This is a genomic window from Aeromonas sp. R7-2 (genome assembly GCF_040908105.1).
Classification (GTDB): domain Bacteria; phylum Pseudomonadota; class Gammaproteobacteria; order Enterobacterales; family Aeromonadaceae; genus Aeromonas; species Aeromonas caviae.
Map to the genome: position 1 here is coordinate 57,506 of NZ_JBFODC010000033.1, position 25,241 is coordinate 82,746.

General features: G+C 61.2%; 25 protein-coding genes. 16 read left to right on the top strand and 9 right to left on the bottom strand.

Going from position 1 to position 25,241, the window contains the following annotated elements:
* The first annotated feature begins 12 nt into the window (after positions 1-12).
* The 3 genes from AB5Y47_RS13375 (at position 13) to AB5Y47_RS13385 (ending at position 3,953) form a co-directional block, all read left to right on the top strand.
* A complete protein-coding gene (locus tag AB5Y47_RS13375) occupies positions 13-540 on the top strand; it encodes a potassium-transporting ATPase subunit C (protein WP_368220301.1) in 528 nt (175 codons plus the stop codon).
* 102 nt (positions 541-642) lie between these two features.
* Positions 643-3,231, top strand: coding sequence for a sensor histidine kinase KdpD (locus tag AB5Y47_RS13380; protein WP_319896717.1), 2,589 nt, complete (start codon positions 643-645; stop codon positions 3,229-3,231).
* Between the two features lie 38 nt (positions 3,232-3,269).
* A complete protein-coding gene (locus tag AB5Y47_RS13385; protein WP_201970148.1) occupies positions 3,270-3,953 on the top strand; it encodes a response regulator in 684 nt (227 codons plus the stop codon).
* A 4-nt stretch (positions 3,954-3,957) separates the two neighbouring features.
* Here AB5Y47_RS13385 and AB5Y47_RS13390 read toward each other — a convergent pair whose 3' ends face one another.
* On the bottom strand, positions 3,958-5,085 hold the full coding sequence (locus AB5Y47_RS13390) for a multidrug effflux MFS transporter (RefSeq protein WP_368220303.1): 1,128 nt from the start codon (positions 5,083-5,085) through the stop codon (positions 3,958-3,960).
* A gap of 92 nt (positions 5,086-5,177) precedes the next feature.
* Between AB5Y47_RS13390 and AB5Y47_RS13395 the strand changes: the two genes are divergently transcribed.
* Positions 5,178-6,002 (top strand): helix-turn-helix transcriptional regulator, encoded by an 825-nt coding sequence (locus AB5Y47_RS13395; RefSeq protein ID WP_368220304.1) that lies wholly within the window; start codon positions 5,178-5,180, stop codon positions 6,000-6,002.
* On the opposite strand, the gene AB5Y47_RS13400 is transcribed toward AB5Y47_RS13395, so the two are convergent.
* Positions 5,932-6,165 (bottom strand): hypothetical protein, encoded by a 234-nt coding sequence (locus tag AB5Y47_RS13400; RefSeq protein WP_041212072.1) that lies wholly within the window; start codon positions 6,163-6,165, stop codon positions 5,932-5,934. The two genes, AB5Y47_RS13395 and AB5Y47_RS13400, sit on opposite strands and share 71 nt — an antisense overlap.
* Before the next feature lie 283 nt (positions 6,166-6,448).
* On the opposite strand from AB5Y47_RS13400, the gene AB5Y47_RS13405 reads away from it, so the two are divergent.
* Entirely contained in the window at positions 6,449-7,699 is a 1,251-nt protein-coding gene (locus AB5Y47_RS13405) for a valine--pyruvate transaminase (RefSeq protein ID WP_368220305.1), read from the top strand.
* Between the two features lie 72 nt (positions 7,700-7,771).
* Here AB5Y47_RS13405 and AB5Y47_RS13410 read toward each other — a convergent pair whose 3' ends face one another.
* Together AB5Y47_RS13410 and AB5Y47_RS13415 are read right to left on the bottom strand one after the other, a co-directional pair.
* Entirely contained in the window at positions 7,772-8,212 is a 441-nt protein-coding gene (locus tag AB5Y47_RS13410) for an Hsp20 family protein (protein WP_010672292.1), read from the bottom strand.
* Between the two features lie 92 nt (positions 8,213-8,304).
* The gene (locus AB5Y47_RS13415) at positions 8,305-8,718 is read right to left on the bottom strand and encodes an Hsp20 family protein (protein ID WP_010672291.1); all 414 of its coding nucleotides are present in this window, start codon (positions 8,716-8,718) and stop codon (positions 8,305-8,307) included.
* 256 nt (positions 8,719-8,974) lie between these two features.
* On the opposite strand from AB5Y47_RS13415, the gene AB5Y47_RS13420 reads away from it, so the two are divergent.
* Both AB5Y47_RS13420 and AB5Y47_RS13425 read left to right on the top strand, forming a co-directional pair.
* Entirely contained in the window at positions 8,975-9,745 is a 771-nt protein-coding gene (locus tag AB5Y47_RS13420) for an MBL fold metallo-hydrolase (protein ID WP_124244155.1), read from the top strand.
* Between the two features lie 85 nt (positions 9,746-9,830).
* Positions 9,831-10,796, top strand: a complete 966-nt coding sequence (locus AB5Y47_RS13425) for a GlxA family transcriptional regulator (RefSeq protein WP_180911302.1) — start codon at positions 9,831-9,833, stop codon at positions 10,794-10,796.
* 98 nt (positions 10,797-10,894) lie between these two features.
* Here the strand turns inward: AB5Y47_RS13425 and gyrB are convergent, their stop codons facing one another.
* The 4 genes from gyrB to dnaA all read right to left on the bottom strand — a co-directional run bounded on the left by gyrB (position 10,895) and on the right by dnaA (position 16,966).
* Positions 10,895-13,306: a DNA topoisomerase (ATP-hydrolyzing) subunit B gene (gene gyrB, locus AB5Y47_RS13430; RefSeq protein ID WP_010672288.1), complete on the bottom strand. Its 2,412-nt coding sequence runs from the start codon at positions 13,304-13,306 to the stop codon at positions 10,895-10,897.
* Complete coding sequence (recF, locus tag AB5Y47_RS13435; protein ID WP_010672287.1) at positions 13,303-14,406, bottom strand: DNA replication/repair protein RecF; 1,104 nt, start codon at positions 14,404-14,406, stop codon at positions 13,303-13,305. The genes gyrB and recF overlap by 4 nt, the downstream gene beginning before the upstream one ends.
* Positions 14,407-14,408: 2 nt before the next feature.
* Positions 14,409-15,512, bottom strand: coding sequence for a DNA polymerase III subunit beta (gene dnaN / locus AB5Y47_RS13440; protein ID WP_041212068.1), 1,104 nt, complete (start codon positions 15,510-15,512; stop codon positions 14,409-14,411).
* A gap of 83 nt (positions 15,513-15,595) precedes the next feature.
* The gene (gene dnaA / locus AB5Y47_RS13445; protein ID WP_039040645.1) at positions 15,596-16,966 is read right to left on the bottom strand and encodes a chromosomal replication initiator protein DnaA; all 1,371 of its coding nucleotides are present in this window, start codon (positions 16,964-16,966) and stop codon (positions 15,596-15,598) included.
* 310 nt (positions 16,967-17,276) lie between these two features.
* On the opposite strand from dnaA, the gene AB5Y47_RS13450 reads away from it, so the two are divergent.
* From AB5Y47_RS13450 to AB5Y47_RS13490, 9 genes are all read left to right on the top strand, one after another.
* Complete coding sequence (locus tag AB5Y47_RS13450) at positions 17,277-18,035, top strand: amino acid ABC transporter substrate-binding protein (RefSeq protein WP_010672284.1); 759 nt, start codon at positions 17,277-17,279, stop codon at positions 18,033-18,035.
* Positions 18,036-18,704: an amino acid ABC transporter permease gene (locus AB5Y47_RS13455; protein WP_010672283.1), complete on the top strand. Its 669-nt coding sequence runs from the start codon at positions 18,036-18,038 to the stop codon at positions 18,702-18,704.
* Positions 18,705-18,716: 12 nt separating this feature from the next.
* Positions 18,717-19,451 carry an amino acid ABC transporter ATP-binding protein gene (locus AB5Y47_RS13460; RefSeq protein ID WP_010672282.1) on the top strand — a complete coding sequence of 245 codons (735 nt, stop codon included), beginning with the start codon at positions 18,717-18,719 and terminating at the stop codon, positions 19,449-19,451.
* A gap of 269 nt (positions 19,452-19,720) precedes the next feature.
* The gene (rpmH, locus tag AB5Y47_RS13465; RefSeq protein ID WP_005307156.1) at positions 19,721-19,855 is read left to right on the top strand and encodes a 50S ribosomal protein L34; all 135 of its coding nucleotides are present in this window, start codon (positions 19,721-19,723) and stop codon (positions 19,853-19,855) included.
* Positions 19,855-20,214 (top strand): ribonuclease P protein component, encoded by a 360-nt coding sequence (gene rnpA, locus AB5Y47_RS13470; RefSeq protein ID WP_010672281.1) that lies wholly within the window; start codon positions 19,855-19,857, stop codon positions 20,212-20,214. The genes rpmH and rnpA overlap by 1 nt, the downstream gene beginning before the upstream one ends.
* The gene (gene yidD, locus AB5Y47_RS13475; RefSeq protein ID WP_010672280.1) at positions 20,181-20,429 is read left to right on the top strand and encodes a membrane protein insertion efficiency factor YidD; all 249 of its coding nucleotides are present in this window, start codon (positions 20,181-20,183) and stop codon (positions 20,427-20,429) included. Before rnpA ends, yidD begins: the two co-directional genes overlap by 34 nt.
* Before the next feature lie 5 nt (positions 20,430-20,434).
* A complete protein-coding gene (gene yidC, locus AB5Y47_RS13480) occupies positions 20,435-22,081 on the top strand; it encodes a membrane protein insertase YidC (protein ID WP_041214180.1) in 1,647 nt (548 codons plus the stop codon).
* Positions 22,082-22,190: 109 nt separating this feature from the next.
* Entirely contained in the window at positions 22,191-23,552 is a 1,362-nt protein-coding gene (mnmE, locus tag AB5Y47_RS13485) for a tRNA uridine-5-carboxymethylaminomethyl(34) synthesis GTPase MnmE (RefSeq protein WP_010672278.1), read from the top strand.
* Between the two features lie 162 nt (positions 23,553-23,714).
* Positions 23,715-24,011: a hypothetical protein gene (locus tag AB5Y47_RS13490; protein WP_049637215.1), complete on the top strand. Its 297-nt coding sequence runs from the start codon at positions 23,715-23,717 to the stop codon at positions 24,009-24,011.
* A gap of 15 nt (positions 24,012-24,026) precedes the next feature.
* On the opposite strand, the gene AB5Y47_RS13495 is transcribed toward AB5Y47_RS13490, so the two are convergent.
* Positions 24,027-25,177, bottom strand: a protein-coding gene (locus tag AB5Y47_RS13495; RefSeq protein WP_102948979.1) for an IS3 family transposase whose coding sequence is annotated in 2 segments (ribosomal slippage) — positions 24,027-24,940 and positions 24,940-25,177 — 1,152 coding nt in all. Because the reading frame shifts where the segments join, the coding sequence is not laid out codon by codon here.
* Positions 25,178-25,241 lie beyond the last annotated feature (64 nt).

The following is a 25,241-nucleotide window of genomic DNA, read 5'->3' on the forward strand; positions in this document are numbered from 1 at the left end:
AGCAAGAAAATCATGATAGCAATCAGAACCCTGCTGACCCTGACCCTGCTGCTGGGGGTAGCGTATCCGCTGGTCGTCACCGGGCTGGCCCAGCTGCTCTTCCCCTGGCAGGCCAACGGCAGCCTGCTCACCAACGCCAAACAGCAGGTGGTCGGCAGCGCCCTGCTGGCACAGAAGTTCGAGCGGGCCGACTACTTCCACTCCCGCCCCTCCGCCAGCGATTTCGCCACCATAGGTGGCGGCGGAAGCAACCTGAGGATGAGCTCGCCGCTACGGGCCGAGTTTGCCGCAGCTGCGGCCAGGGCGCAGCCGGAAGCCAGGGTCCCCGCCCTGCTGACCCGCTCCGCCTCCGGCCTCGATCCCCATCTGCCCCTCGATGCAGCGCTGGCCCAGGTGGATAGGGTCGCCGGGCAACGGGGGCTGGATCCCGTTCAGTTGACGGAGCAGGTCAAGTCGGCGGCACAAGCTGGTATCCTTGGCCCGCAGGTGGTCAACATTCTCCAGTTGAACCTGCAACTCGATCATCAAAAGGGCGCCTGAGGGCGCTCCTTGCCGTTCGGGAAGGCTCCCTTTCGACAACGGGGACAAGCATGAGCAATGAGGTCACGGCCGCGGTTCGGCCGATGCAACGGGAGCACGGGGATGCGTGATGAGGTGAGGGCGGACGCCCTGCTGGCGAGCCTGGAGCAGGAGCACAGGGGCAAGCTGAAGGTGTTTCTCGGCGCGGCCCCCGGCGTCGGCAAGACCTACGCCATGCTGCAGGCGGTGCGGGAGCAGGCCAGAGAGGGAGTCGACATCCTGATCGGGGTGGTGGAGACCCACGGTCGCCAGGAGACCCTGGCCCTGCTGGACAAACTGCCCATCCAGCCGCGCCAACTCTACTCTCACCGTCAACAGCGGCTGGAAGAGATGGACCTCGATGGCCTGCTTGAGCGCAAGCCTGCCATCGCCGTGGTGGACGAGCTGGCCCACAGCAACGCCCCCGGCAGCCGCCACGAGAAGCGCTGGCAGGATGTGGAGGAGTTGCTCGGTGCCGGCATCGATGTCTACACCACCCTCAACGTGCAGCACCTGGAGAGCCTCAACGATCTGGTGTGGCAGCTGACCGGGGTCAGGGTCAAGGAGACCCTGCCGGATCAGGTGCTGCTGGAGGCCGACAGCCTGGTACTGATCGACCTCCCCCCCAAGGAGCTGCTCGGCCGCCTCAAAGAGGGCAAGGTCTATGTGCCCCATCAGGCCAAGGCCGCCCTGCAGTCCTTCTTCTCCCTCAACAACCTGACCGCCCTGCGGGAGCTGGCAATGCAGACCGCCGCCAGCCACGTGGAGGGGGATCTGCAGTTGCAGTGGCAGGCCGCCGGCAAGACCACACTGCCGCTGCGGGGCAAACTGATGGTCTGCATCGGGGATGAGCACGGCGCCGCTCTGGTGCGTTACGGCCACCGCTTCGCCCAGCGCAGGCAACTACCCTGGCTGGTGGTGCACATCGACAGCAAGGGGCAACGCTCCCCCGAGCTGGAGCAGGCGCTGGCCCTCGCCTCCCAACTGGGGGCCAGGGTGCTGACCCTCTCCAGCCCGGCCGTGGCCGATGCCCTGCTGGAAACCGCCGAACAGCAGCAGGTCTCCCAATTGCTGCTCGGCAAATCCCGCAACCCGCCCTGGCGTCGATCCCTGGTACAGCACCTGCTCAAACAGGCGCAGGGATTCGAGATCACGCTGGTGGATACCGAGAAGCGCAAGCCCGGCCTGACCCTACCTACGGCAGGCCCGGGTGAGCTTCGCCAGAGCCTGCTCGCGGTGGCCATCATGGGGGGGACCTCGGCCGTGGTCTGGGCCCTCTCCCACTGGCTGCCCCCCGCCTCCCTGCCCATGCTGTTCGTGCTGGGGGTGCTGGCCACCGCGCTCACCACCAGCCTGGTCCCCGCCATCCTGGCCGCCGTGCTGGGCTTCGTCGGCCACAATCTGCTGTTCACCTTCCCCTACTTCTCCCTGAGCGTGGCCAGCCACAGCGACCTGCTCACCCTGTTCGTGCTGCTCATCGTCGGCATCGCGGCCGGGCGCCTCGCCTCCCGCCAGCGTCAGCAACTGGTCAGTCTGCGCGAGACCCAGCAGCTCGGTAACGCCCTGCTCTCCCTGAGCCAGGGGCTGGCCACCGCCAGCAGCCCGGTGGACGTGCTGAGACAGGGAACCCAGGCCATCGCCCTCGCCCTTGGGCAGCCCGTGTTCGCGCTCGATGGGGATTACCAGTACCGGGCCGGTGACACCCAGACCGGGCCGGGCCAGACAGACAAGGCCGCCATTGACTGGTGCCTGGCCCAGAAACAGAGTGCCGGTGCCCATACCGCCACCCTCAACGCCGCCGAGGCCCAGTATCATCACCTCGGCGATGACCTGGTGCTGGGCATCCGGCTGGCCAGCCCGCTCACCTCCGCCGCCGAGCACCAGCTACAGGCCCTGCTCACCGATATCCGCGCCGCCCTGGCGCGGATCGATCTCAACGAGCGGCTGGCCGACAGCCAGTTGCAGGCGGAGACCGACCGGATGCGCGCGGCCCTGCTCTCCTCGGTCTCCCACGACCTGAAGACGCCGCTGGCCACCATCATGGGGGCTGGCAGCACCCTGCTGGAATACGGGGACCGGATAAGTGCGGAGGACCGCATCGAACTGCTGCACTCGGTGCAGGACGAGGCGCGCCGCCTGCACGGCTATGTGCAGAACCTGCTGGACATGACCCGCATCGGTTCACCGGATTTCCAGCTGAAACGGGATTGGGTCGACCTGGCGGACCTGGTGGAAAGCGCCCGCCGCCGGCTCGACTCCTCCTGGCGCCAGCACAAGCTGCTGGTGCACTTCGATCAGCAGATCCCCCGGCTCTATGTGCACGGCGCCCTGATCGAGCAGGTGCTGGTCAACATCCTCGACAACGCCTCCCGCTACTCACCGGCCGGCACCCCCATCGAGTTCAAGGTGATGCTGGCGGACCCCGACCTCATCATCGACATCATCGATATCGGGGTCGGCATCGCCGAGTCGGATCGGGACAAGATCTTCAATCTGTTCTACACCCAGCCGGTCGGTGACTGCGGCAGCCGCGGCACCGGGCTTGGCCTCGCCATTTCCCGCGCTATGATAGAGGTCCACGGCGGCCGCATCTGGGCATTCGCCGGCCCCAACGGCAACGGCACCTGCATGCGCATCTCCCTGCCGCTGGCCCTCAACGCACCGGCGGCCTGATGGTCGCCGCCCTTTTCAATCAGCAAACGGGAGGCTGAATGGCTCACATACTGGTCATCGACGACGAGGCGGCCATCCGCCGTTTTTTGCGGATCAGCCTGATCGCCGAAGGACATCAGGTGAGTGAGGCGGTCGGCGTCACCGAGGGGATGGCGCAGTATCGCCACCTCAACCCCGACCTGGTGATCCTGGATCTGGGCCTGCCGGACGGTGATGGCATGCAGATCCTGCACGCCATCCGCGAGCATCACGCCAATCCCGTTCTGGTGCTCTCGGCGCGGGACTCGGAGCAGGAGAAGGTGCGGCTGCTGGATGCGGGGGCCAACGACTACATGAGCAAGCCGTTCGGCGTCGGGGAGATGATGGCCCGTATCCGGGTGCTGCTGCGCCAGCGAGTCGGTGCCACCAGCGGCGAATGCCGCCACTTCCCCCACTGTGGCCTGACCCTGGACAGCAGCAGCCACAAAGTGACCCTGCAGGGCGAGGAGATCCCCCTCTCCCGCAAGGAGTTCGCCCTGTTGCAGGCGCTGGTGTGCCACCCCGGCAAGCTGGTGCAACAGACCCAGCTGCTCATCGACATCTGGGGGCCAAGCCACAAGGAGGACACTCACTACCTGCGCATCGTCATCGCCAGCCTGCGCAAGAAGCTGGGAGATAACCCCCAGCAACCCACCCTGATCGAAACTGAAGCCGGCATCGGCTACCGCTTTATCGGCAGCTGATGTTTCACGTGGAACGACGCCAACCGCAGCAAAATGCCAGCAGACCGCATCCCCCGAGCAGCAGCCCGAGATCCTGCAAGCTGGCGGCAACCGCCAATCCCAGGCTGAGCAACAGGTAGTAACCGAGCCCGAACAGGGCCCCGGCACTGCCCGCCACCTCCCGATAGGCCAGCAGTGCCTGGCTCAGCACATTGGGGATAGCCAGCCCGAACGCGACCACCACTCCCGTCATGGGCAGCAGAAACCAGAGCGATGCCTGACTGGCCCACACCAGCCAACCCGAACCCAGCGCCAGCACGGCGGCGAGCCGTATTAACGAGGCAGGCGTCCAGCCACGGCCCAGCAGACGCTTGTTGAGCAGGCTGCCCACCAGGGTCGCCAGCGCCAGCACGATGCCGGAGTAACCAAACTCGCCCGCGCTCAACCCCAGACTGGCAAACAGAAACGGCGCCAGGCTGTAGTAGCCGAACAGCATGGTGTTGAACAGGGCGACCAGGGCAGCGCTGCGCCACAAGCCGGTATCACGCACCATCCGGCAGGCCAGCGGCCAGAGTGCGACCCTTTGGGTGGTGGCCGGGCAGGTTTCCGGCAGTTGCCAGCAAGCCATCAGCAACAAGCCGATTGCCAGCGCCAGCAGGGCGCCGAATACCCCGAGATAACCCAAGCCATCAGCAAGCAGGCCACCGCTCACCAGCCCCAGCACAGGACTCAGGGAGAGCGCGATGCCCATCACCGAAAAGACCCGCGCCAGATCGCTGCCCTGATAGCTGTCGCGCAGCATGGTCTGGGTCACCACGGAACCCACGGCGGCGCCGAAGGCCGCGATGACCCGGGCCAGCAGCAGGGTTTCAAATTGAGTGGCCAGCAACGCCAGCAGGGTGCCGGCGCCATAGGTCAGCAACCCCGCCAGCATGGCGGGACGCCGCCCGATGAGATCGCACAACCTGCCCCAGCAGACCACGCCCGCCGCAAACGCCAGAAAATAGACCGACAGGGTCTGGGACGCCTGCCCCTCGCTCACCCGAAACTCAGTGGCGATATGGGTCAGCACCGGGCTGTAGATGGTCTCCACCATCTGGGGAAACATCATCAATCCGACCACCAGCCAGCGCGGTGGCAACCTGTTGTTCATGACACACCTCCTTCACAAGAGGTCGCCATTCTAGAGAGGGATAACATGTCCGATTACAATAAGGCGGACTATAAACAGCAAGAATCGGACACATGGCCTTTATTCTTCCCGATCACCCCTTTGATCCGGACCAGCACGATGGCAGCGCCATCGGTATTGCCGCCGCCCTCGGCTGGCACGACTCCGGCCGCCATCAGCACCAGCGCCACCAGCTGCTGTTCGCCCAGGCAGGCTGCATGACCATAGAGCTGGACGATCAGGTCTGCCTGCTGCCGCCGACGCGAGCGGCCTGGTTGCCAGCAGGCCTGCCCCATCGGGTGTTGATGCGCGGGGTAGTGGCCTATCGCTCCCTCTACTTCCAGCCGGAGCCCGCGTTGCCAAACGAGATGGCGGTGCTGGCGGTCAACCCGCTGCTGCGGGAGATCATCGAACGGATGGCGCTCTGGCCCTGGGACAAGCCGGAAGCAGAGCAAACCTGCACACTGGCATTATTGAAAGAAGAGCTGGCGCAAGCGCCGCGGGAATCCTGGCAGTTGCCGCTGCCGTCAGACGGGCGTCTGACCGGCTGGCTGCAGGAGTTAAAGCGGGGTGACACCCTGCCCGATCGGCTCAACCGGCTGGCCGAACGGGTGGGTGCCAGTGACAAGACCATAGGCCGCATCTTCATGCGGGAGACCGGCATGAGCTACCAGGCCTGGCGCCAGCAGTGGCGACTGCTGCGGGCCATGGAACTGCTGGCCGAAGCCGAGCCCATCAGCCGGGTGGCCGCTGCGCTGGAGTTCGCCAGCGACAGCGCCTTCATCTCCTTCTTCAGGCAGCACACGGGGCAGACCCCCTTGCGCTACCTCAACTCTCGGGATGAGTCGCATCGGCCGAACTCGCCTCCACCACCAGGGTCTCCAGGGCCAGCGGCTTGAGGTTTTGAATGGCCTCTGCCACCACGTCATGGGAAGCCTGCTGCTGCAAGGCCAGCATCTCCTGCTGCAGGGCGGCGCTGTCCAGCTCGGGTCTCGGGTTCTCGGCGGCCATGGCATTCAGGCTCAGGCTGCTGGCAATCAGGGTAGCGATCAGGATCTTCATCTGGCGTGCTCCGGTGTGGTTGAGATGACCACATAACTATTCCAATAGTTGTGCCAGATTTATAACAGCATGATTTTATTGATATAAATAATTTTTTGATGCTGCCACCCCCCTTCCTGAATCGAATGTTGGTTATTTTAAAACCTATAAATGGTTTTTTTTACCACCTCCATCATGGCAACCCTGTTCCACGTGAAACGCCCCGTTTTTTTGATCGACACCCGCTTTTGAAGTGAGCTATGGTGCTAGCTCCCCCCTTAACTGACTCTGGATTTGCCACCGAATGGAATTCTCCTTGTTCGGCGAGAAGTTCACTCGCCACGCCGGTATTACCCAACTCATGGACGACCTCAATCAAGGGCTGCTGAATCCCGACGCCATCATGCTGGGAGGCGGCAATCCGGCCCCCATCCCCGCCATGCTGGAACGCTTTCAGGCCGAGGCCAATACCCTGCTCGACAACGGCGAACTGATCAAGGCCATGGCCAACTACGATGGCCCCCAGGGCAAGGACAGGTTTACCAGGGCGCTGGCCGCCCTGCTCAGCAAGGAGCTGGGCTGGGAGATCTCCGCCCGCAACATCGCCCTGACCAACGGCAGCCAGAACGCCTTCTTCTATCTGTTCAACCTGCTGGCCGGCGAGTTCGCCGACGGTCGCAAGAAGAAGGTGCTGTTCCCGCTCGCCCCCGAGTACATCGGCTATGCCGACTCGGCCCTCTCGGACGATCATTTCGTCGCCTACAAGCCCACCATCGAGAAGCTGCCCGACGGCCAGTTCAAATACCACGTGGATTTCGAGAGCCTGCAGGTGGGCGACGACATCGGGGTGATCTGTGTCTCCCGGCCGACCAACCCCACCGGCAACGTGCTCACCGACGAGGAGATCGAGCACCTCGATCAGATCGCCCGTGACAAGGGGATCCCGCTCCTCATCGACAATGCCTACGGCGTGCCCTTCCCCGGCATCATCTTCAGCGACGCCAAGCCGTTCTGGAACGCCAACACCATCCTCTGCATGAGCCTCTCCAAGCTCGGCCTGCCTGGCACCCGTTGCGGCATCGTCATCGCCGACGAGAAGATCATCCGGGCCATCACCAACCTGAGCGGCATCATCAATCTGGCACCGGGCAGCCTGGGTCCGGCCATCACCATTCCGATGATCGAGAACGGTGACATCATCACCCTGAGCGAACAGGTGGTGAAACCCTTCTACCAGCAGAAAGCCACCTTCGCGGTCCAGCTGCTGCGCGAGGCCATTCCGGATCCGCGCTTCAACATCCACAAGCCGGAGGGTGCCCTCTTCCTCTGGCTCTGGTTCGAAGACCTGCCGATCCACTGCCAGGAGCTGTATGAGCGACTGAAGGCGAAGAACCTGCTGATCGTGCCCGGCCACTACTTCTTCCCCGGCATCGACGACCCCGAGTGGCGCCACAGCCAGGAGTGCATCCGCCTCAACTATGCCCAGAGCGAAGATCTGGTGCGTCGTGGCATCGCCATCCTGGCCGACGAGATCAACGCCCTCTACGCCGGTTGATTCCCCCTTCGGCATGAAAAAAGAGGCCTGCAGATGCAGGCCTCTTTTCTATCAGGTGGTCAGCGATGTTGTTTAACCGGGCAGTGCCAGCTGATCGGGTTTGCCGATGGGGATGGCGCGGGGCTTGAGCGCTTCCGGCAGCTCCCGGGCCAGCTCTATGGTCAGCAGGCCGTGCTCCAGCCTGGCCCCCTGCACTTCCACGTGCTGGCTCAGCTTGAAGGCGAGCTCGAAGTCCCGCTCGGCGATCCCCTGATGGAGGAACTGGCGCTCGCCCATGGTGGCGACCTTGCGCCCCTTCACCTTGAGGGTACCGTTTTCGGTCTCCAGCTCCAGCTCATTGCGATCGAAACCGGCCACGGCAACCGTGATGAGGTAGCTGTCGTGATCCCGCTTCTCGATGTTGTACGGGGGGTAGGCCGAGGTCTTCTGATCGAACAGGCCTTCCAGCTCGCGGGCCATCCGCTCGAAGCCGACGGCATTGGAATAGAGATGAGAAAAATCGAGGTTACGCATGATCCTATCCTTCTATAAAGCAACAGGGTTTACTCTCCACGGGCCCGCCATCGGCACCCGGGAAACATCAGCAATGCGACGAGGTCAGGCTGTCAGCCGTTGATCTCGATCTTGCGGGGCTTCATCGCCTCGGGCACTTCGCGCACCAGGTCGATGTGCAGCAGACCGTTCTTGAGGTCGGCCCCCTTCACCCGCACGTAGTCGGCCAGCTGGAAGCGACGCTCGAAGCCGCGTTCGGCAATGCCTTGGTAGAGGTAGTTGCGCTCGGTATCGGCCTGCTTGCTGCCCTTCACCGTCAGCAGATTTTCCTGGAAGCTCAGCTCCAGCTCTTCCTGGGTAAAGCCCGCCACCGCCATGCTGATGCGGTAGTCGCTGTCACCCAGCTGCTCGATGTTGTAGGGGGGATATCCGGCATTGCCATTGCTGGCGGCAGATTCGATGAGAGTGGCCAGACGATCGAAACCGATGGCAGAACGATAGAGCGGAGAAAAGTCGATAGAACGCATAGTATTACCCTCTTGTGAGCGATAACGGATTGTTTGCCCTCCTGATGGACGGGCGCCTGGTCGAAACCTCTGTCGAGCGTTCCGGCCTTGTTATCTATATAGGGGCCAACATTTGGCTTTCAAGGGGTAAAAACAAAAGAAATGCAGGCCATCAAAAATGGCCCGATTAGATCGATAATAGGCCTGCGGGCCACTCATGATCCGTCCCTCATCCCTCCATACTGGCCGTGTCCCCAACGAGAAACCGGAGCACGTCATGAAGATTACCCAGGTTCGCAACGCCACCCTGCTCATCCACTACGCAGGAACCCGCTTCCTCATCGACCCCATGCTGGCCCCCAAGGGGAGCTACCCCGGCTTCGAAGGCATGGCCAACAGCCATCTTCGCAACCCCTTGGTCGAGCTGCCGCTGCCCATGGCGACCCTGCTGGAGGTGGATGCGGTGATTGTCACCCATGACCATCTGGATCACTGGGACGATGTCGCGAAAGCGAAGATCCCCAGGCACCTTCCCCTGTTCGTGCAGCATCAGAAAGATGCCGACACCATGAGGGGATGCGGCTTCGAGGATGTGCGCCTGCTGGGCGAGGTCGGCGAGTTCGCCGGCATCCGCCTGCAACAGACGGAAGGCCGGCACGGCAGCGATACCATCATGGCCCTGCTGGGGGATCGCCTTGGCGAGGTCAGCGGAGTGGTCTTCTCCCATCCCGCCGAAAAGACCCTCTATCTGGCCGGCGACACCGTCTGGAATGCCCAGGTTGAACAAGCGCTGCACCGGCACCAACCCGAGGTCGTTGTCCTCAACTGCGGTGATGCCCAGGTGACGGGTCTGGGCGCAATCATCATGGGCAAGGAGGATGTGGCCGCCGTCTATCAGGCCGCCCCGCAGGCCACCCTGATCGCCAGCCACATGGAGGCGGTCAATCATGCCCTGCTGTCCCGGCGGGAGCTGCGCGACTACCTGGACAGCCAGGGGATGGCCGCCCGGGTAAGGGTGCCCGAGGATGGCGACACCATGGTGCTCTGAGCGAGAGGCCGGGCACCACATGGCTCTTCGGCTTTCTGTTGCGGCCCCGTATGATGGGGATCCGAGTGCAAAGGAGTCTGCCACCATGCCCCGTCCCCTTATCGTCGCCGTCATCACCTTCGATCGCTTCAGCCCCTTTCACTGCTCGGTGCCCTGCCTCATCTTTGGCGACAAGATGATGCCGGGCCAGTCGTTGTTCGAGCTGAGACTCTGCGCCGGGGATGACACGCGGCAACCCGCCTCCTCCCAGGGCTTTCGCATGGAGGCCGACTATGGCCTGGAGGGCCTGCTGGAGGCGGATATCATCATCATCCCCTTCTGGCGCGATCCGGCCGAGCGCCCCGCCCAACCCTTGCTCGATGCCCTGGTTGCCGCCCGGATCAGGGGAGCCCAGATCGTGGGGCTCTGTCTCGGCACCTATGTGCTGGCCTATGCCGGCCTGCTGGACGGGCGCGGTGCCGCCACCCACTGGGAATTTGAACAGGAGTTCGTCCAGCGCTTCCCCCGGGTGCGGCTCGATACCAATGCCCTCTACGTCGACGACGACGGACTCATCACCTCGGCTGGCACCGCCGCCAGCCTGGACTGCTGCCTCTATCTGGTTCGCCAGCATCACGGCAGCCAGATTGCCAACAAGCTGGCCAGGCGGCTGGTGGTGCCTCCCCACCGGGAGGGTGGCCAGGCCCAGTTCATCGAGCTGCCGGTACCCGCCACCACCCGGGATGCCAGGATCAACCAGCTGTTCGATCACCTGCGCCTGCACCTGGCCGCGCCCCACACCCTGGACAGCCTGGCGGAACATTGCATGATGAGCCGACGCACCTTTAGCCGCCGCTTCCAGCTCGCCACCGGTCTCTCCCTCGGGGAGTGGCTGATGGCGGAGCGCCTGCACCGCAGCCAGACGCTGCTGGAGTCCAGCTCCCACACCGTGGAACGCATCGCCGAACTGGTGGGGCTCGGGTCTGCCACCATATTGCGCAAGCACTTTCGCGCCCGCTTCGGGGTGTCGCCGCGGGAGTGGCGCCGCACCTTTCGTGGTGACAGAGTCTAGGTCCCTCATGTTTCACGTGGAACGCGCCCTCTTCCTTGCCCCAGCAAACAAAAAGCCGCTCACGAGGAGCGGCTTTTGATGGTTGTCGGACCGTCTGATTAGACGTCGAGGTTGGCAACCCGCAGGGCGTTGGTCTCGATGAAGTCGCGACGGGGCTCTACGGCGTCACCCATCAGGGTGGAGAAGAGCTGGTCTGCGCCGACCGCGTCGTCGATGGTGACACGCAGCATGCGACGAGCTTCCGGATCCATGGTGGTTTCCCACAGCTGCTCCGGGTTCATCTCCCCCAGCCCTTTATAGCGCTGGATGTAGATGCCACGCTTGCCTTCGCCCATCAGCCACTCGACCGCTTCAACGAAGCTGGCGACCGGCTTCACCTTCTCGCCACGCTTGATGTAACCGCCTTCCTCGATCAGGTTGGCGATCTCCTTGCCCAGGGAGACCAGCTGACGGTACTCGGAGGATTGCAGGAAGTCATAGCTCAGCGGATATTCACGGTCGACCCCGTGCTGGCGTACCACGGCGTGGGGCACGAACAGGCTGCGCTCCTCGTCGCGGCGTACCTGCATCTGGTACTGGATACCGTGGTTGCTCTCGTTGAGCACGGCTTCCATGCTCTGGCACCAGGTCTGCAGATCGCTCTCGCTGGCCAGCAGGGTTTCGTTCAACTCAGGCTGATAGATCAGCTGGGTCAGCACGGCTTCCGGCGCGCGGCGGGACATGCGGGTGATGAGGTGAGTCACGGAGCGATGCTGGTTGACCAGACGCTCCAGCGCCTCGCCACCGATGGCCGGGGCAGACTCGTTGACGTGCAGGGTCGCACCGTCCAGCGCCATGGCGGTCTGGTACTGCAACAATGCGTCTTCGTCTTTCAGGTACTGCTCCTGCTTGCCCTTCTTCACCTTGTAGAGCGGCGGCTGGGCGATAAAGACATAGCCACGCTCGATGATTTCCGGCATCTGACGATAGAAGAAAGTCAGCAGCAGGGTACGGATGTGCGCACCATCGACGTCCGCATCCGTCATGATGATGATGTTGTGATAGCGCAGCTTGTCCGGGTTGTACTCGTCACGACCGATGCCACAGCCCAGAGCGGTGATCAGGGTACCCACCTCCTGGGAGGAGATCATCTTGTCGAAACGGGCCTTCTCCACGTTAAGGATTTTACCCTTGAGGGGCAGGATGGCCTGGTTCTTCCGGTTGCGACCCTGCTTGGCGGAGCCGCCAGCAGAGTCCCCTTCCACGATGTAGAGTTCGGAGAGCGCCGGGTCTTTTTCCTGACAGTCCGCCAGCTTGCCGGGCAGACCGGCGATATCCAGCGCGCCCTTGCGGCGGGTCAGTTCGCGGGCCTTGCGGGCCGCTTCGCGGGCACGGGCCGCATCGATGATCTTGTTGACCACGATCTTGGCGTCGCCCGGGTTCTCCAGCAGGAAGTCTGCCAGCTTCTCGCCCATCGCCTGTTCCACGGCGGTCTTCACCTCGGACGAGACCAGCTTGTCCTTGGTCTGGGAGGAGAACTTAGGGTCAGGCACCTTGACGGAGATAACGGCAATCAGACCTTCACGGACATCGTCACCACTGGCGGCGGACTTGGCCTTCTTGCTGTAGTCCTCCTTGTCCATGTAGTTGTTCAGCGTCCGGGTCAACGCGGTACGGAAGCCCACCAGGTGGGTGCCACCATCCCGCTGCGGAATGTTGTTGGTGAAGCAGTAGACCCCTTCCTGATAGGCGTCGTTCCACTGCATGGCGACTTCGACACCGATGCCGTCCTGCTCAGTGGTGAAGTGGAACACCTTGGGATGGATCGGGGTCTTGTTCTGGTTCAGGTACTCGACGAAGGCCTTGATGCCCCCTTCGTAGCAGAAGTGCGCCTCGCGGCCGTCACGCTCGTCCATCAGACGGATGGAGACGCCGGAGTTGAGGAAGGAGAGCTCGCGCAGACGCTTGGCCAGGATCTCGTAGTGGAACAGGGTGTCGCTGAAGATGGTCGGGCTCGGCCAGAAGCGAACTTCGGTCCCGGTGCCGGTGCTGTCACCAATCTGCTTGAGGGGTGCCTGCGGCTCGCCCAGGTGATAGGTCTGCTCGTAAACATGACCGTTGCGGCGGATGGTCAGCAGCAGCTTGTCGGAAAGCGCGTTCACCACGGAGACGCCTACACCGTGCAGACCGCCGGACACCTTGTAGGAGTTGTCATCGAATTTGCCGCCGGCGTGCAGCACGGTCATGATGACTTCGGCGGCGGAGCGGCCCTCTTCCGGGTGGATGTCCACCGGTATGCCGCGACCGTTGTCGCGCACGGAGACGGAGCCGTCGGAATGGATCTTGACCTGGATATCGGAGCAGTAGCCAGCCAGAGCCTCGTCGATGGAGTTGTCGACGACCTCGAACACCATGTGGTGCAGGCCCGATCCATCGTCCGTATCGCCGATATACATCCCCGGGCGCTTGCGGACCGCATCCAGGCCCTTGAGCACCTTGATATTCGAGGAGTCGTAAGTATTTTCACTCATAGCTTACTCTCTGCCTTCTCTAACGTTTCGGAGATCTTGCCTTGTTCCACGTGGAACAGCTTGCAGTCACTCGCATCCATCATGTCTGCGAGCTGACCGGTATCGATGGCGGTGATGAACACCTGGGACGCGCACTGCTTCAGCCTTGCGGCCAGCAGACGACGTTTGTCGACATCCAGTTCAGAGGCAAAATCATCAATTAAAAAAATACAGCCGCGGCTGCTATGTTGATTCAAATAGAGCCCTTGGGCCAGCCGCATGGCACAGACCAGCAACTTCAGCTGACCCCTGGACAAAATATCCTGCGCGGGCACGCCGTTCGCCTTGAGCCGCACGTCCGCCTTCTGCGGACCGACCCCAGTGTACCCCAGCGAACGATCCCGTTCGAACCCCGCCTCCAGCAATGCATCGAGGGGAGTGTCTTTTTCCCAGCCTCGATAGAATCCAAGACTGATATCGAACTCCGGCAGAAAATCTGCCGTCATCTCCTTGATCAGGGGCGTAATGGCCTGACAATAACTGGCGCGAAAACCCGCCAGCTCGCCACCCAGTCGCACCAGCTCCTGATCCCAGAACGCCAGTTGACGATACTGGGTGCTCTGGCGCAGCAAGGCATTGCGCTGCTTCAGCAGCCGACGCACCCGCCCCCAGAGGGAGAAGAAGGTCGGCTCCTGATGGAAAACACCCCAGTCGAGCCAGGCACGGCGGGCCTGGGGCCCACCGGTCAGCAGGCTGAAACCATCGGGGTGGATCAACTGTACCGGCAACAGCTCCGCCAGATCGGCCAGGCGCTGGGCCTGGGCACCGGCGATCTTGAGCTGGGTTTCGCCCCCCTTGTCCTTGGCAAGCCCGATGGGCACCTGACGCCCCTCCAGCTCGCACTGGGCAAACAGGGTAAAGGCCCGCTCGCCCTGGCGGATGACCCGCCCGGTCAAATGGGTACGAAACGAGCGGCCGAGACCAAGGTAATGAATGGCTTCCAGCACGCTGGTCTTGCCGCTGCCGTTGCTCCCGACCAGGATATTGAGGCCGGGAGACAGCGCGAGACTGGCGTGCTGAATATTGCGAAAGTCGCTGAGCTGGAGTTTGACCAGGGACACGACTAGATCCGCATCGGCATCACCACATACTGGGCATCTTGGTTCTCAAAATCCTCAATAATGGCGCTGCTGATGGAATCGCTCAGGCTGATCCGGATTTGGTCACATTTTAACGTATTCAACACGTCCAGCACATAGGAGACGTTGAAGCCGATCTCCATCTCGCCAGCGGCGTATTGTACGTCAAGCAGCTCTTCGGCTTCTTCCTGTTCCGGGTTGTTGGCGGTGATGCGCAGCAGGTTTTCCTGCAGATTGAGACGCACCCCACGGAATTTCTCGTTGGAGAGGATGGCGGCACGGGCAAAGGCCTGGCGCAGATCCTCGCGACCGGCGATCAGGGCCTTGTCGCTCCCTCTCGGGATGACGCGGCGCCAGTCCGGGAAACGGCCATCCACCAGCTTGGAGGTGAAGATGAAGCCATCCAGGGCCGCGCGCAGGTTGCTGCGACCCACTTGCAGCCGCACCGGCTTGTCTTCCGCTTCCAGCAGGCGCACCAGTTCCAGCACCCCTTTGCGTGGCAGGATAACCTGATGGTCGGGCAGCGATTCCGTTACCACTTCGCGGCGGCAGGTGGCCAGCCGGTGACCGTCCGTCGCCACGGTACGCAGGCCGTGTCCTTCGCTCTCGAACAGCATGCCGTTCAGGTAGTAGCGCACGTCCTGGCTCGCCATGGAGAACTGGGTCGCGTCGATGAGTTTTTTCAGCTCCAGCTGGCTGATGTCGAACTCGAGCACGGATTCCCAATCCTCGATGTTCGGGTATTCGGTCGCCGGCAGGGTCGACAGGTTGAAGCGGGAGCGGCCGGAACGGATGATGAGGCGCTCTCCCTCGGTGCTGAGGCGGATCTCCGCCCCCTCCGGCAGACCGCGACAGATGTCCAGCAGCTTGCGCGCCGGCACTGTGGTGCGGCCATCCTGGCTGTCGCTGTTGAGATAGACCTGTCCGATCATCTCCACCTCGAGATCGGTCCCGGTCAGCGACAGCAGGCCATTGCTGACATCGAGCAGGACGTTGCCGAGGATGGGCAGGGTCGGCCGGCCACCCAGGGCACCGGACACCAGTTGCAGGGGACGTAACAGGGCCTCACGGCTAATTTCGAGCTGCATCTGTGCTCTCCGTTGTTATTGGGAGGAAAGGATTCGGATCAGGCTGGAACATGCAATCTGCATCTGTGCACTCCGTTCCGTTATCAGGAAGAAAGGGTACGGATCAGGTTGGAATAGTCTTCCTTGATGTCGTGACTCTCTTCCTTCAGCTGCTCGATCTTGCGGCAGGCATGAAGAACCGTGGTGTGGTCACGGCCACCAAAGGCATCCCCTATCTCAGGCAAGCTGTGGTTGGTCAGCTCCTTGGCCAGCGCCATCGCCAGCTGGCGCGGGCGGGCAACGGAGCGGGAGCGACGCTTGGAGAGCAGATCCGCCAGCTTGATCTTGTAATACTCCGCCACCGTCTTCTGGATGTTGTCGATGGTGACCAGCTTCTCCTGCAGGGCCAGGAGATCGCGCAGCGCCTCGCGCACGAAGTCGATGTTGATGGCGCGGCCGGTGAAGTTGGCATTGGCGATCACCCGGTTGAGGGCACCTTCCAGTTCACGGACGTTGGAGCGCAGCCGTTTGGCGATAAAGAAGGCCACTTCATCCGGCAGGTGGATCTGGTTCTCGTCCGCCTTGCGCATCAAGATGGCAACCCGGGTCTCCAGCTCCGGCGGCTCGATCGCCACCGTGAGTCCCCAGCCGAAGCGGGACTTGAGACGATCTTCCACCCCGTTGATCTCTTTCGGATAACGGTCCGAGGTCAGAATGATCTGCTGGTTGCCTTCAAGCAGGGCATTGAAGGTGTGGAAGAACTCCTCCTGGGAGCGCTCCTTGTTGGCGAAAAACTGGATGTCATCGATGAGCAGGGCATCGACGCTACGGTAATAACGCTTGAACTCTTCAATGGCGTTATTCTGCAGCGCCTTCACCATGTCCTGCACGAACCGTTCGGAGTGCATGTAGATGACTTTGGCGTCTTTCTTGCGATCCTTGATGGCATTGCCAACGGCGTGCAGCAGGTGGGTCTTGCCAAGGCCAGTGCCGCCATAGAGGAACAGCGGGTTGTAGGCACCACCCGGATTGTCGGCCACCTGACGGGCGGCCGCACGGGCCAGCTGGTTGGACTTACCCTCGACGAAATTCTCGAAGGTATAGTTCACGTTGGTGTTGCTCTTGTGGTTTGGCTCGGGCTTGTTTTCGGCCTTGTTTTCCCAGCTCTTGGGAGAGTTATTCACAGGATCGACACCACGGGCCGGCGCCCTGGCGACCGCGACGGGATGAGGGCGATTGCCGATATCAAAACGCAGGGTGGGAGCGTCGGCTCCGCACAGCTCGTTGATGATGCCGTTGACCCGGAGCAGGTACTTGTCGCGTACCCAGTCCAGAACAAAGCGGTTCGGTGCATACAGGGTCAGAGTATTGTCACTCAACTCCGCTTGAAGCGGCCGGATCCACATGCTGAATTCTGCCGAGGGCAACTCATCTTGCAGCCGGTTAAGGCACTGCTGCCATAGCGAAGCAGTCACTCTAGACTCCCGTCAATTGATTAAGTAAAGACCGGCTATTCTACGTTTTTAGTGGCCGGATCTCCAGTTGCTGCCGCACGGATCCAGCAAATAAGATCCTTGACTTTCAAGGATCCAACGCCCCAGGATCCCATTTCATCCCCAAAGTTACCCACAGCCGGATATCGTCAATGTGGACAGAATGGCGCGCTGCGACCATAGTTATTTTATATAACCAAATATCATTTATTTTTTATATTTTATTCCAATAACATCAGCGCCAACCCGTGATTACAACTAAAAATACAGCACTACAGAGAGAGGAATCCCCATGAAAACCACCATCAAGCTGATTTCCGGCGCCGCCATTCTGCTGGCCAGCCTGTCCGGCCAGGCCATCGCCCAGGAAACCATCAAGGTCGGCATGTCCGGCAAATATTTCCCGTTCACCTTCGTCAAGCAGGACAAGCTGCAGGGCTTCGAGGTGGACATGTGGAACCAGATCGGTGAGCGCACCGGCTACAAGGTCGAGTTCGTGACCGCCAGCTTCTCCGGCTTGTTCGGCATGCTGGAAACCGGCCGCGTCGACACCATCTCCAACCAGATCACCATCACCGACGAGCGCAAGGCCAAGTACGCCTTCTCCCAGCCCTATGTCTATGACGGTGCCCAGATCGTGGTCCGCAAGGGCAACAACACCATCCACGGCATCAAGGATCTGGAAGGCAAGAAAGTCGCCGTCAACCTGGGCTCCAACTTCGAAGAGCTGCTGCGCAAGAACGACCCCAACAAGAAGATCGATATCCGTACCTATGACTCCGCCTTCGAGCAGGATGTCGCCCTGGGCCGCATCGACGCCTTCGTGATGGACCGCGTCTCCACCGCCCAGCTGATCAAGGAATCCAAGCTGCCGCTGCAACAGGCCGGTGCACCGTTCGAAACCATCGAGAACGCCCTGCCCTTCCTGAAGACCCCGGAAAAGCAGGCAGTGCTGAAAAAGGTTGACGATGCCCTCACCGCCATGCGCAAAGACGGCACCCTGACCAAAATCTCCGAAAAATGGTTCGCAGCGGACATCACCAGCAAATAAATGATGGAATTTGACCTCGAGTACACGCTAGGGCTGTTTCCCATCCTGCTCAAATACCTGGGCACCACGATGGAAATGGCCCTGTGGGGATTCGTATTGGCACTCGTACTGTCGCTGATCCTGGCGATAGTACGGGTGTTTCGCGTTCCCGCACTTCACTGGCTGGCGATGCTGTATATCTCGTTCTTCCGGGGTACACCGCTGCTCGTCCAGCTGTTTCTGCTCTATTACGGGCTGCCGCAGCTCTTCCCCATCTTCGTGGGGATGGATGCCTTTACCGCCGCCATCATCGGCCTGACCCTGCACTTTGCCGCCTACATGGCCGAGTCGATCCGGGCAGCCATTCTCGGCATCCACAAGAGCCAGATGGAAGCCGCCCTCAGCATCGGCATGAGCCGGCTGCAGGCGATGCAGCGGATCATCCTGCCCCAGGCGGCCCGCATCGCGACACCGTCGCTGATGAACTACTTCATCGACATGATCAAGAGCACCTCCCTGGCGTTTACCCTGGGAGTGGCGGAGATCATGGGCAAGGCCCAGATGGAAGCGGCCTCCTCCTTCAAGTTCTTCGAGAGCTTCATGGCGGTGGCGCTGATCTACTGGGTGGTGGTCATCTTCTTCACTCGCTTGCAGCATCTGCTGGAAGTGCGGCTGAACCGTGCTTATTAAAGGAGGCCTGTCATGATCAACCTAACGGGTCTCTCCAAGGCCTATGACGGAAATCAGGTGCTCAACGGCATCGATCTTGAGGTAAAGAAGGGGGAGATTGTCGTCATCATCGGTCCTTCCGGTACCGGCAAGTCGACTCTGCTGCGCTGCCTCAACCTGCTGGAAACCCCGGATGCAGGGCGGCTCGTCATCGATGACCTCGCCGTGGATCTGGCCAAGGCCAGCGACCAGCAGGCCATCGAACTGCGCAAACGTGCCTCTTTCGTGTTCCAGAACTACGCCCTGTTCGCCAACAAGACGGCGCTGGACAACATCGCCGAGGGGCTGATCACCGTCTGGAAGCAGCCGAAGGCGGAGGCTCGTGCCACTGCCCTGGGCATCCTCAAGGACATCGGCCTCGCCGAGAAACAGGATGCCTACCCGGCCTCCCTCTCCGGCGGCCAGCAACAGCGCGTCGGCATCGGCCGGGCCATGGCGGCCCACTCCAAGGTGATCCTGTTTGACGAGCCCACCTCCGCCCTCGATCCCGAGTGGGTCGACGAGGTGCTGGGCCTGATGAAGCAGCTCGCCCGCCAGCACCAGACCATGGTTGTGGTGACCCACGAGATCGAGTTTGCCCGTGATGTCGCCGATCGGGTGATCTTCATGGAAGGAGGCCGGATCGTGGAGCAGGGCCCGCCGGATCAGATATTGGTCGATCCGCAGGATCCCCGTACCCGGGAGTTCCTGCGCAAAGTACTTAAATAGCTCTCTCTTTGGCGGCCTGGCCGCCTTTTTTCTTGAGGGATCCTTGTTTAACCCCGGGTTGCCAGTATAATTCGGGGCCCTTGATCCTCCGGATCCTGCCAGATTACCCCGCTCGGTCGACGAACGGGGCGAGATGGAAAGGAACGGCGGATTGACGAGAAGCTGAACTCTGTTTAGAATTCGGCCTCTTTTGCTAGTCGTCACACGCTATAGCTGGCGCGTCGGCTAAGTGTGACAATCAAAACTGTACAGAAATACGGAATCGAATCATGAAACGTACTTTTCAACCGTCCAACCTGAAGCGCAAGCGCTCTCACGGTTTCCGCGCTCGCATGGCTACTGCCAACGGCCGCAAAGTTCTGGCCGCTCGTCGTGCCAAGGGTCGTGCCCGCCTGGTAGTCTAATGCCTACCCAGCACACCTTCTCTCGGGAGTTACGTCTGTTAACTCCCGAACACTTCAAACGCGTTTTCGCCGAGCCTGTCCGGGCCGCTTCTCCGCAAATTACGCTTCTTGCTTGCCCCAACTCCCTCGAACACCCCCGTCTTGGCCTCGCCGTGCCCAAAAAGGCGCTCAAGCGTGCCGTCTGGCGCAACCGTGTAAAACGAGTGGTTCGGGAAAGTTTTCGCCTCAATCAAGCCAATCTGCCCGCTATCGACATCGTCGTGATCGCCAAGGGTGGCGTGAAGGAGATGGACAACGAAGCGCTGTTCAAGTTACTGGAAAAGCTATGGCGCACTCTGTCACGCCGTTGCAATGGGTAGCAATCAAACTGATACGCCTGTATCAGCTAATCATTAGTCCCCTGCTCGGGCCGCGCTGCCGTTTCACCCCGACTTGTTCCCAATTTGCGATAGAAGCAATCCGACTTCACGGTTTCATAAAAGGCGTTTGGTTAGCCAGCAAACGTCTATTAAAATGCCATCCCTTATCCGAGGGTGGTTATGACCCGGTTCCGCAACCAAAGCGAAGAAACTGAAGACTATGGAATCACAACGCAATTTACTCCTGATCGGTTTGCTGTTCGTGAGCTTCTTGCTCTGGCAACAGTGGGAGTCCGACAAGGCTCCGAAGCCGGCCCCGACTACCGTGGCCCAAACCGAACATTTCGTACCTGAAGCCGGTCAGACCGGTGATATTCCTCAGGTTTCCGAGCAAGCAAATGGTAACGCCGCGCGCAAGCTGATCACCGTCTCCTCCGACGTGCTCAAATTGACCCTGGACACCCAGGGCGGTGACATCGTCTCTGCCGAACTGCTGGCCCACAAGCTGGAAGAAGGCAAGGAACAGCCGTTCACCCTGCTGACCAGCCAGCCTGCCCACCTCTATGTGGCCCAGAGCGGTCTGGTCGGTCGCGATGGTCCGGACAGCCAGGCCCAGGGTCGTCCCACCTATGAAGCCGCCCAGACCAGCTATCAGCTGGCCGATGGTCAGGATCAAGTCGTCGTTCCGATGACCTGGACCGACAGCAAGGGCGTGGTCTTCACCAAGGAGTTCGTGCTCAAGCGCGGTGATTACGCCGTGGGCGTCGACTACAAGATCGACAACAAGTCTGCCGAGCCGGTCCAGGTACAGTTCTACGGTCAGCTGAAGCAGACCATGACCACGCCGAAGGATCAGGAAGGTCATGCCATGGTGGCCAGTGCCTACCGTGGTGGTGCCTTCTCCAGCGAAGACTCCCGCTACAAGAAGTACACCTTCGACGAGATGAAGGATGCCGACCTGAACAAGACCACCCAGGGTGGTTGGGTCGCCATGCTGCAGCACTACTTCGTCTCTGCCTGGGCTCCGAATGCCAACGACACCAACAGCTTCTACAGCCGCGTGATCCCGGGCAAGGACCAGGCCATCATCGGCTACAAGGCGCCTCTGGTTGACGTCGCTGCCGGCCAGCAGGCCGAAGTGAGCGGCAAGCTGTGGATCGGTCCCAAGCTGCAGGATCAGATGGCCAAGGTGGCAAACCACCTGGATCTGACTGTCGACTACGGCTGGCTCTGGTTCATCGCCCAACCGCTGCACTGGCTGCTGACCGTGTTCCACGGTTTCGTCCAGAACTGGGGTCTGGCCATCATCATGCTGACCCTGCTGGTGCGCGGCATCATGTTCCCGCTGACCAAGGCCCAGTACACCTCCATGGCCAAGATGCGCATGCTCCAGCCCAAGCTGGCTGCGCTCAAGGAACGCTTCGGTGACGATCGCCAGAAGATGTCCCAGGGCATGATGGAGCTGTACAAGAAGGAGAAGGTCAACCCGCTGGGCGGCTGCCTGCCCATCCTGGTTCAGATGCCCATCTTCATCGCCCTCTACTGGGCACTGATGGAGTCTGTCGAGCTGCGCCACGCGCCGTTCGCCCTGTGGATCACCGACCTGTCGGTGAAGGACCCCTTCTTCGTGCTGCCAATCCTCATGGGTGCCTCCATGTGGTATCTGCAGAAGATGAGCCCGACCACCATCACGGACCCGATGCAGCAGAAGGTGATGCAGTTCATGCCGATCATCTTCACCTTCATGTTCCTCTGGTTCCCGGCAGGTCTGACTCTGTACTGGCTGGTGAGCAACGTCATCTCCATCATCCAGCAGACCATCATCTATCGTCAGCTGGAGAAGAAAGGCCTGCACTCACGCAACTGATGCGCAGCCCATCTTTCCTGATGACAAAAGAGGCGGCCTTCGGGCCGCCTTTTTTATTACAATGTCCCCCACCCTCTTACTCATTCAGCCAACCAGCGAGTCAAGCAAGATGACAACAGATACCATCGTGGCCCAGGCCACCGCCCCCGGCCGTGGCGGCGTCGGCATAGTCCGCGTCTCCGGCCCTGCCGCCGAGCGGGTCGCCGAGATAGTGCTCGGCAAGCTCCCCAGGGTGCGTTATGCCGAATATCTGCCGTTCAGGGACGAGCAGGGCCAGGCGCTGGATCAGGGCATCGCCCTGCTGTTCAAGGCCCCCAACAGCTTCACTGGCGAAGACGTGCTGGAGCTGCAGGGCCATGGTGGCCCCGTCATTCTCGACATGCTGATCCGCCGCATCCTGCAGATCGACGGCATCCGCCCCGCCCGCCCGGGCGAGTTCAGCGAGCGCGCCTTCCTCAACGACAAGCTGGATCTGGCCCAGGCCGAGGCCATCGCCGATCTCATCGAAGCCTCCAGCGAGCAGGCCGCCCGCAGCGCCATGCACTCCCTGCAGGGGCAGTTCTCCGGCAAGGTTCAGCAGTTGGTGGAGAGCCTCACCCGGCTGCGCATCTATGTGGAAGCGGCCATCGACTTCCCGGATGAAGAGATCGACTTTCTCTCCGACGGCAAGGTGGCGGGTGACCTCTACGCCATCATGTCCGAGCTGGACGACGTGCGCGGCGAGGCCAAGCAGGGTGCCCTGCTGCGAGAGGGGATGAAGGTGGTGATCGCCGGTCGCCCCAACGCCGGCAAATCGAGCCTGCTCAACGCCCTCGCAGGCCGCGAGTCCGCCATCGTCACCGAGATCGCCGGTACCACCCGCGACGTGCTGCGCGAGCACATCCATCTGGATGGCATGCCGCTGCACATCATCGACACCGCGGGCCTGCGCGATACCCAGGACAAGGTGGAACAGATCGGCATCGAGCGCGCCTGGGCCGAGATCGAACAGGCCGACCGGGTGCTGTTCATGGTGGACGGCACCACCACGGATGCCGTCGACCCCCACGACATCTGGCCGGAATTCGTTGATCGGTTGCCAAAAAACATCGGCCTCACCGTGGTGCGCAACAAGGCGGACCTGACCGGCGAGGATCTGGCACCGAGCCAGGAGCAGGGCCATGCCGTCTATCGCATCTCCGCCAAGACCGAACTGGGGCTGCCCGCCCTGCGCGAGCACCTGAAAGCCTGCATGGGCTTCCAGGGCAACACCGAAGGGGGCTTCATGGCCCGCCGCCGCCACCTGGACGCCCTGGAGCGCGCCGCCGAGCGGCTGCTGGTGGCCAGGGAGCAGCTTGAGGTCTATGTGGCTGGCGAACTGGTGGCCGAGGAGCTGCGCCTGGCCCAGGAGTCCCTGTCCGAAATCACGGGCGAGTTCAGCTCCGACGATCTGCTGGGCCGCATCTTCTCCAGCTTCTGCATCGGGAAGTAATGTGGTGAAAAATCAGCAATAAAAAGCAGCCAGTGAGAACATAAGTAATTGTAAATATTGGATTTTGTTTTTTTCTGGCTATTCTTGCCTGATCTTGTTTCGTGAGAATTTACCCCGAGAGTACCCCGAAGTAACCTCTTGGGGTACTTTTGGGGGACACTTATGAAGATCAGCATCGAATACCGCGCACCGGACGCCGAAGGCAAGCGCGCTCTGCGCCTAACCTACTACGCCGGCTCCTACCTTGACCCAACCACGGGCATCCGCAAGCACAAACGCAGCAGAGAGACCCTGGATCTCTTCCTGTACGACAAGCCGCGTACCCCAGCACAGCGGCTCCACAACAAAGAAACCCAGCGAGCAGCCGAAGCCATCCGCGCCAAGCGACTCTTCGAGTACGAGACTGGTAAACACCATCTGGATTTCTCGAATGCCTACAAGGCCAGCTTCTTCGAGTGAAGCGCCCCTGGTTTTCTAGACACTTTGTTGCTGAAAAATAAACTGCCTTTCAAACTCTACCGGCGACAGCCCATCATTGGAACCATGACGCCTGATTGGGTTGTAAAACATCTCGATATAATCAAACACATCGCTGCGGGCTTCGTCTCTTGTCGCGTAAATCCTGCGCTTGATCCGCTCCCGTTTGAGCAACTGAAAGAAGCTCTCGGCGACCGCGTTGTCGTGACAGTTACCCCGTCGGCTCATGCTGCAACTCAGGTTGTGGGCCTTCAGAAAGTCTTGCCATTCACCACCGGTAAACTGGCTGCCCTGATCCGAATGCACCAGTACCGGCTGCTTGGGTTTGCGCCGCCAGACGGCCATCAATAACGCATCAACCGCCAAGTCTGCCGTCATGCGTGACTTCATCGCCCAGCCGACGATCTGGCGAGAGAACAGGTCGAGCACCACCGCCAGGTACAGCCACCCTTCTTGAGTGCGAATGTAGGTAATGTCAGTCACCCAGGTGATGTTGGGGGCTGGCACCTTAAACTGACGTGCCAGCGTGTTTGGGGCAGCTTGCGTGCTCTTGCCTCCATAATGCCCCTTGCGGCGTTGATAGCCCGTTTGCGAACGCAGTCCCTCCCGCTTCATTAATTTGGCCACACGGTGCTTGCCGCAGGCTTCCCCTGCGCCACGAAAGTCGCGATGGATCTTGCGATAACCGTAGACAGCACCACTTTCCAGCCAGGATTGCTTGACCAATCCGGTCAGTCGTTCGTCCTCCTGCTGTCGTGGCGATGTGGGCTGTTTCAACCACGCGTAGAAGCCACTTCGGTGAACCCCCAGGGTCTGGCACAGGGTAACGACACTGTACCGGTCGAGTCGGGAGGTTATGAACGCGTACCTTTCCTTGACTCGCTGGCAAAGTACGCGGCGGCCTCCTTTAGAATATTGCGCTCCTCGGTGACCTGGCGCAGTTCAGTTTTCAGGCGGCGGATCTCGGCTTGCAAGGCAGACTCTTCTATCTGCTGGTCAGCAGGCTTACCGTACTGCTTGAGCCATGCATACAGGCTGTGGCTGGATACCCCGATGGCACGTGCAACGTCAGCCACCGGCCGCCCGCGCTCGGTGATTTGTTTAACGGCTTCGATTTTGAATGTTTCTGGATAACGCTGACGGGTCATAACACCTCCAATAGTTGCCTCATTTTAAGGCTGTGAGGTGTCTAGGGAACTGGGGGCGATTCAA

Excerpts from the sequence above, each read along its gene's own strand:
- dnaN (WP_041212068.1), bottom strand. The coding sequence starts at position 15,512 with ATGCAGCTCGAAATTAGCCGTGAGGCCCTGTTACGTCCCCTGCAACTG.
- AB5Y47_RS13380 (WP_319896717.1), top strand. The coding sequence starts at position 643 with ATGCGTGATGAGGTGAGGGCGGACGCCCTGCTGGCGAGCCTGGAGCAG.
- AB5Y47_RS13415 (WP_010672291.1), bottom strand. The coding sequence starts at position 8,718 with ATGCGTTCTATCGACTTTTCTCCGCTCTATCGTTCTGCCATCGGTTTC.
- AB5Y47_RS13390 (WP_368220303.1), bottom strand. The coding sequence starts at position 5,085 with ATGAACAACAGGTTGCCACCGCGCTGGCTGGTGGTCGGATTGATGATG.
- rnpA (WP_010672281.1), top strand. The coding sequence starts at position 19,855 with ATGCCTACCCAGCACACCTTCTCTCGGGAGTTACGTCTGTTAACTCCC.
- AB5Y47_RS13405 (WP_368220305.1), top strand. The coding sequence starts at position 6,449 with ATGGAATTCTCCTTGTTCGGCGAGAAGTTCACTCGCCACGCCGGTATT.
- yidC (WP_041214180.1), top strand. The coding sequence starts at position 20,435 with ATGGAATCACAACGCAATTTACTCCTGATCGGTTTGCTGTTCGTGAGC.
- AB5Y47_RS13420 (WP_124244155.1), top strand. The coding sequence starts at position 8,975 with ATGAAGATTACCCAGGTTCGCAACGCCACCCTGCTCATCCACTACGCA.
- AB5Y47_RS13490 (WP_049637215.1), top strand. The coding sequence starts at position 23,715 with ATGAAGATCAGCATCGAATACCGCGCACCGGACGCCGAAGGCAAGCGC.
- AB5Y47_RS13385 (WP_201970148.1), top strand. The coding sequence starts at position 3,270 with ATGGCTCACATACTGGTCATCGACGACGAGGCGGCCATCCGCCGTTTT.
- AB5Y47_RS13455 (WP_010672283.1), top strand. The coding sequence starts at position 18,036 with ATGATGGAATTTGACCTCGAGTACACGCTAGGGCTGTTTCCCATCCTG.
- AB5Y47_RS13395 (WP_368220304.1), top strand. The coding sequence starts at position 5,178 with ATGGCCTTTATTCTTCCCGATCACCCCTTTGATCCGGACCAGCACGAT.
- rpmH (WP_005307156.1), top strand. The coding sequence starts at position 19,721 with ATGAAACGTACTTTTCAACCGTCCAACCTGAAGCGCAAGCGCTCTCAC.
- AB5Y47_RS13450 (WP_010672284.1), top strand. The coding sequence starts at position 17,277 with ATGAAAACCACCATCAAGCTGATTTCCGGCGCCGCCATTCTGCTGGCC.
- gyrB (WP_010672288.1), bottom strand. The coding sequence starts at position 13,306 with ATGAGTGAAAATACTTACGACTCCTCGAATATCAAGGTGCTCAAGGGC.
- mnmE (WP_010672278.1), top strand. The coding sequence starts at position 22,191 with ATGACAACAGATACCATCGTGGCCCAGGCCACCGCCCCCGGCCGTGGC.
- AB5Y47_RS13400 (WP_041212072.1), bottom strand. The coding sequence starts at position 6,165 with ATGAAGATCCTGATCGCTACCCTGATTGCCAGCAGCCTGAGCCTGAAT.
- yidD (WP_010672280.1), top strand. The coding sequence starts at position 20,181 with ATGGCGCACTCTGTCACGCCGTTGCAATGGGTAGCAATCAAACTGATA.
- AB5Y47_RS13410 (WP_010672292.1), bottom strand. The coding sequence starts at position 8,212 with ATGCGTAACCTCGATTTTTCTCATCTCTATTCCAATGCCGTCGGCTTC.
- AB5Y47_RS13375 (WP_368220301.1), top strand. The coding sequence starts at position 13 with ATGATAGCAATCAGAACCCTGCTGACCCTGACCCTGCTGCTGGGGGTA.
- AB5Y47_RS13425 (WP_180911302.1), top strand. The coding sequence starts at position 9,831 with ATGCCCCGTCCCCTTATCGTCGCCGTCATCACCTTCGATCGCTTCAGC.
- AB5Y47_RS13460 (WP_010672282.1), top strand. The coding sequence starts at position 18,717 with ATGATCAACCTAACGGGTCTCTCCAAGGCCTATGACGGAAATCAGGTG.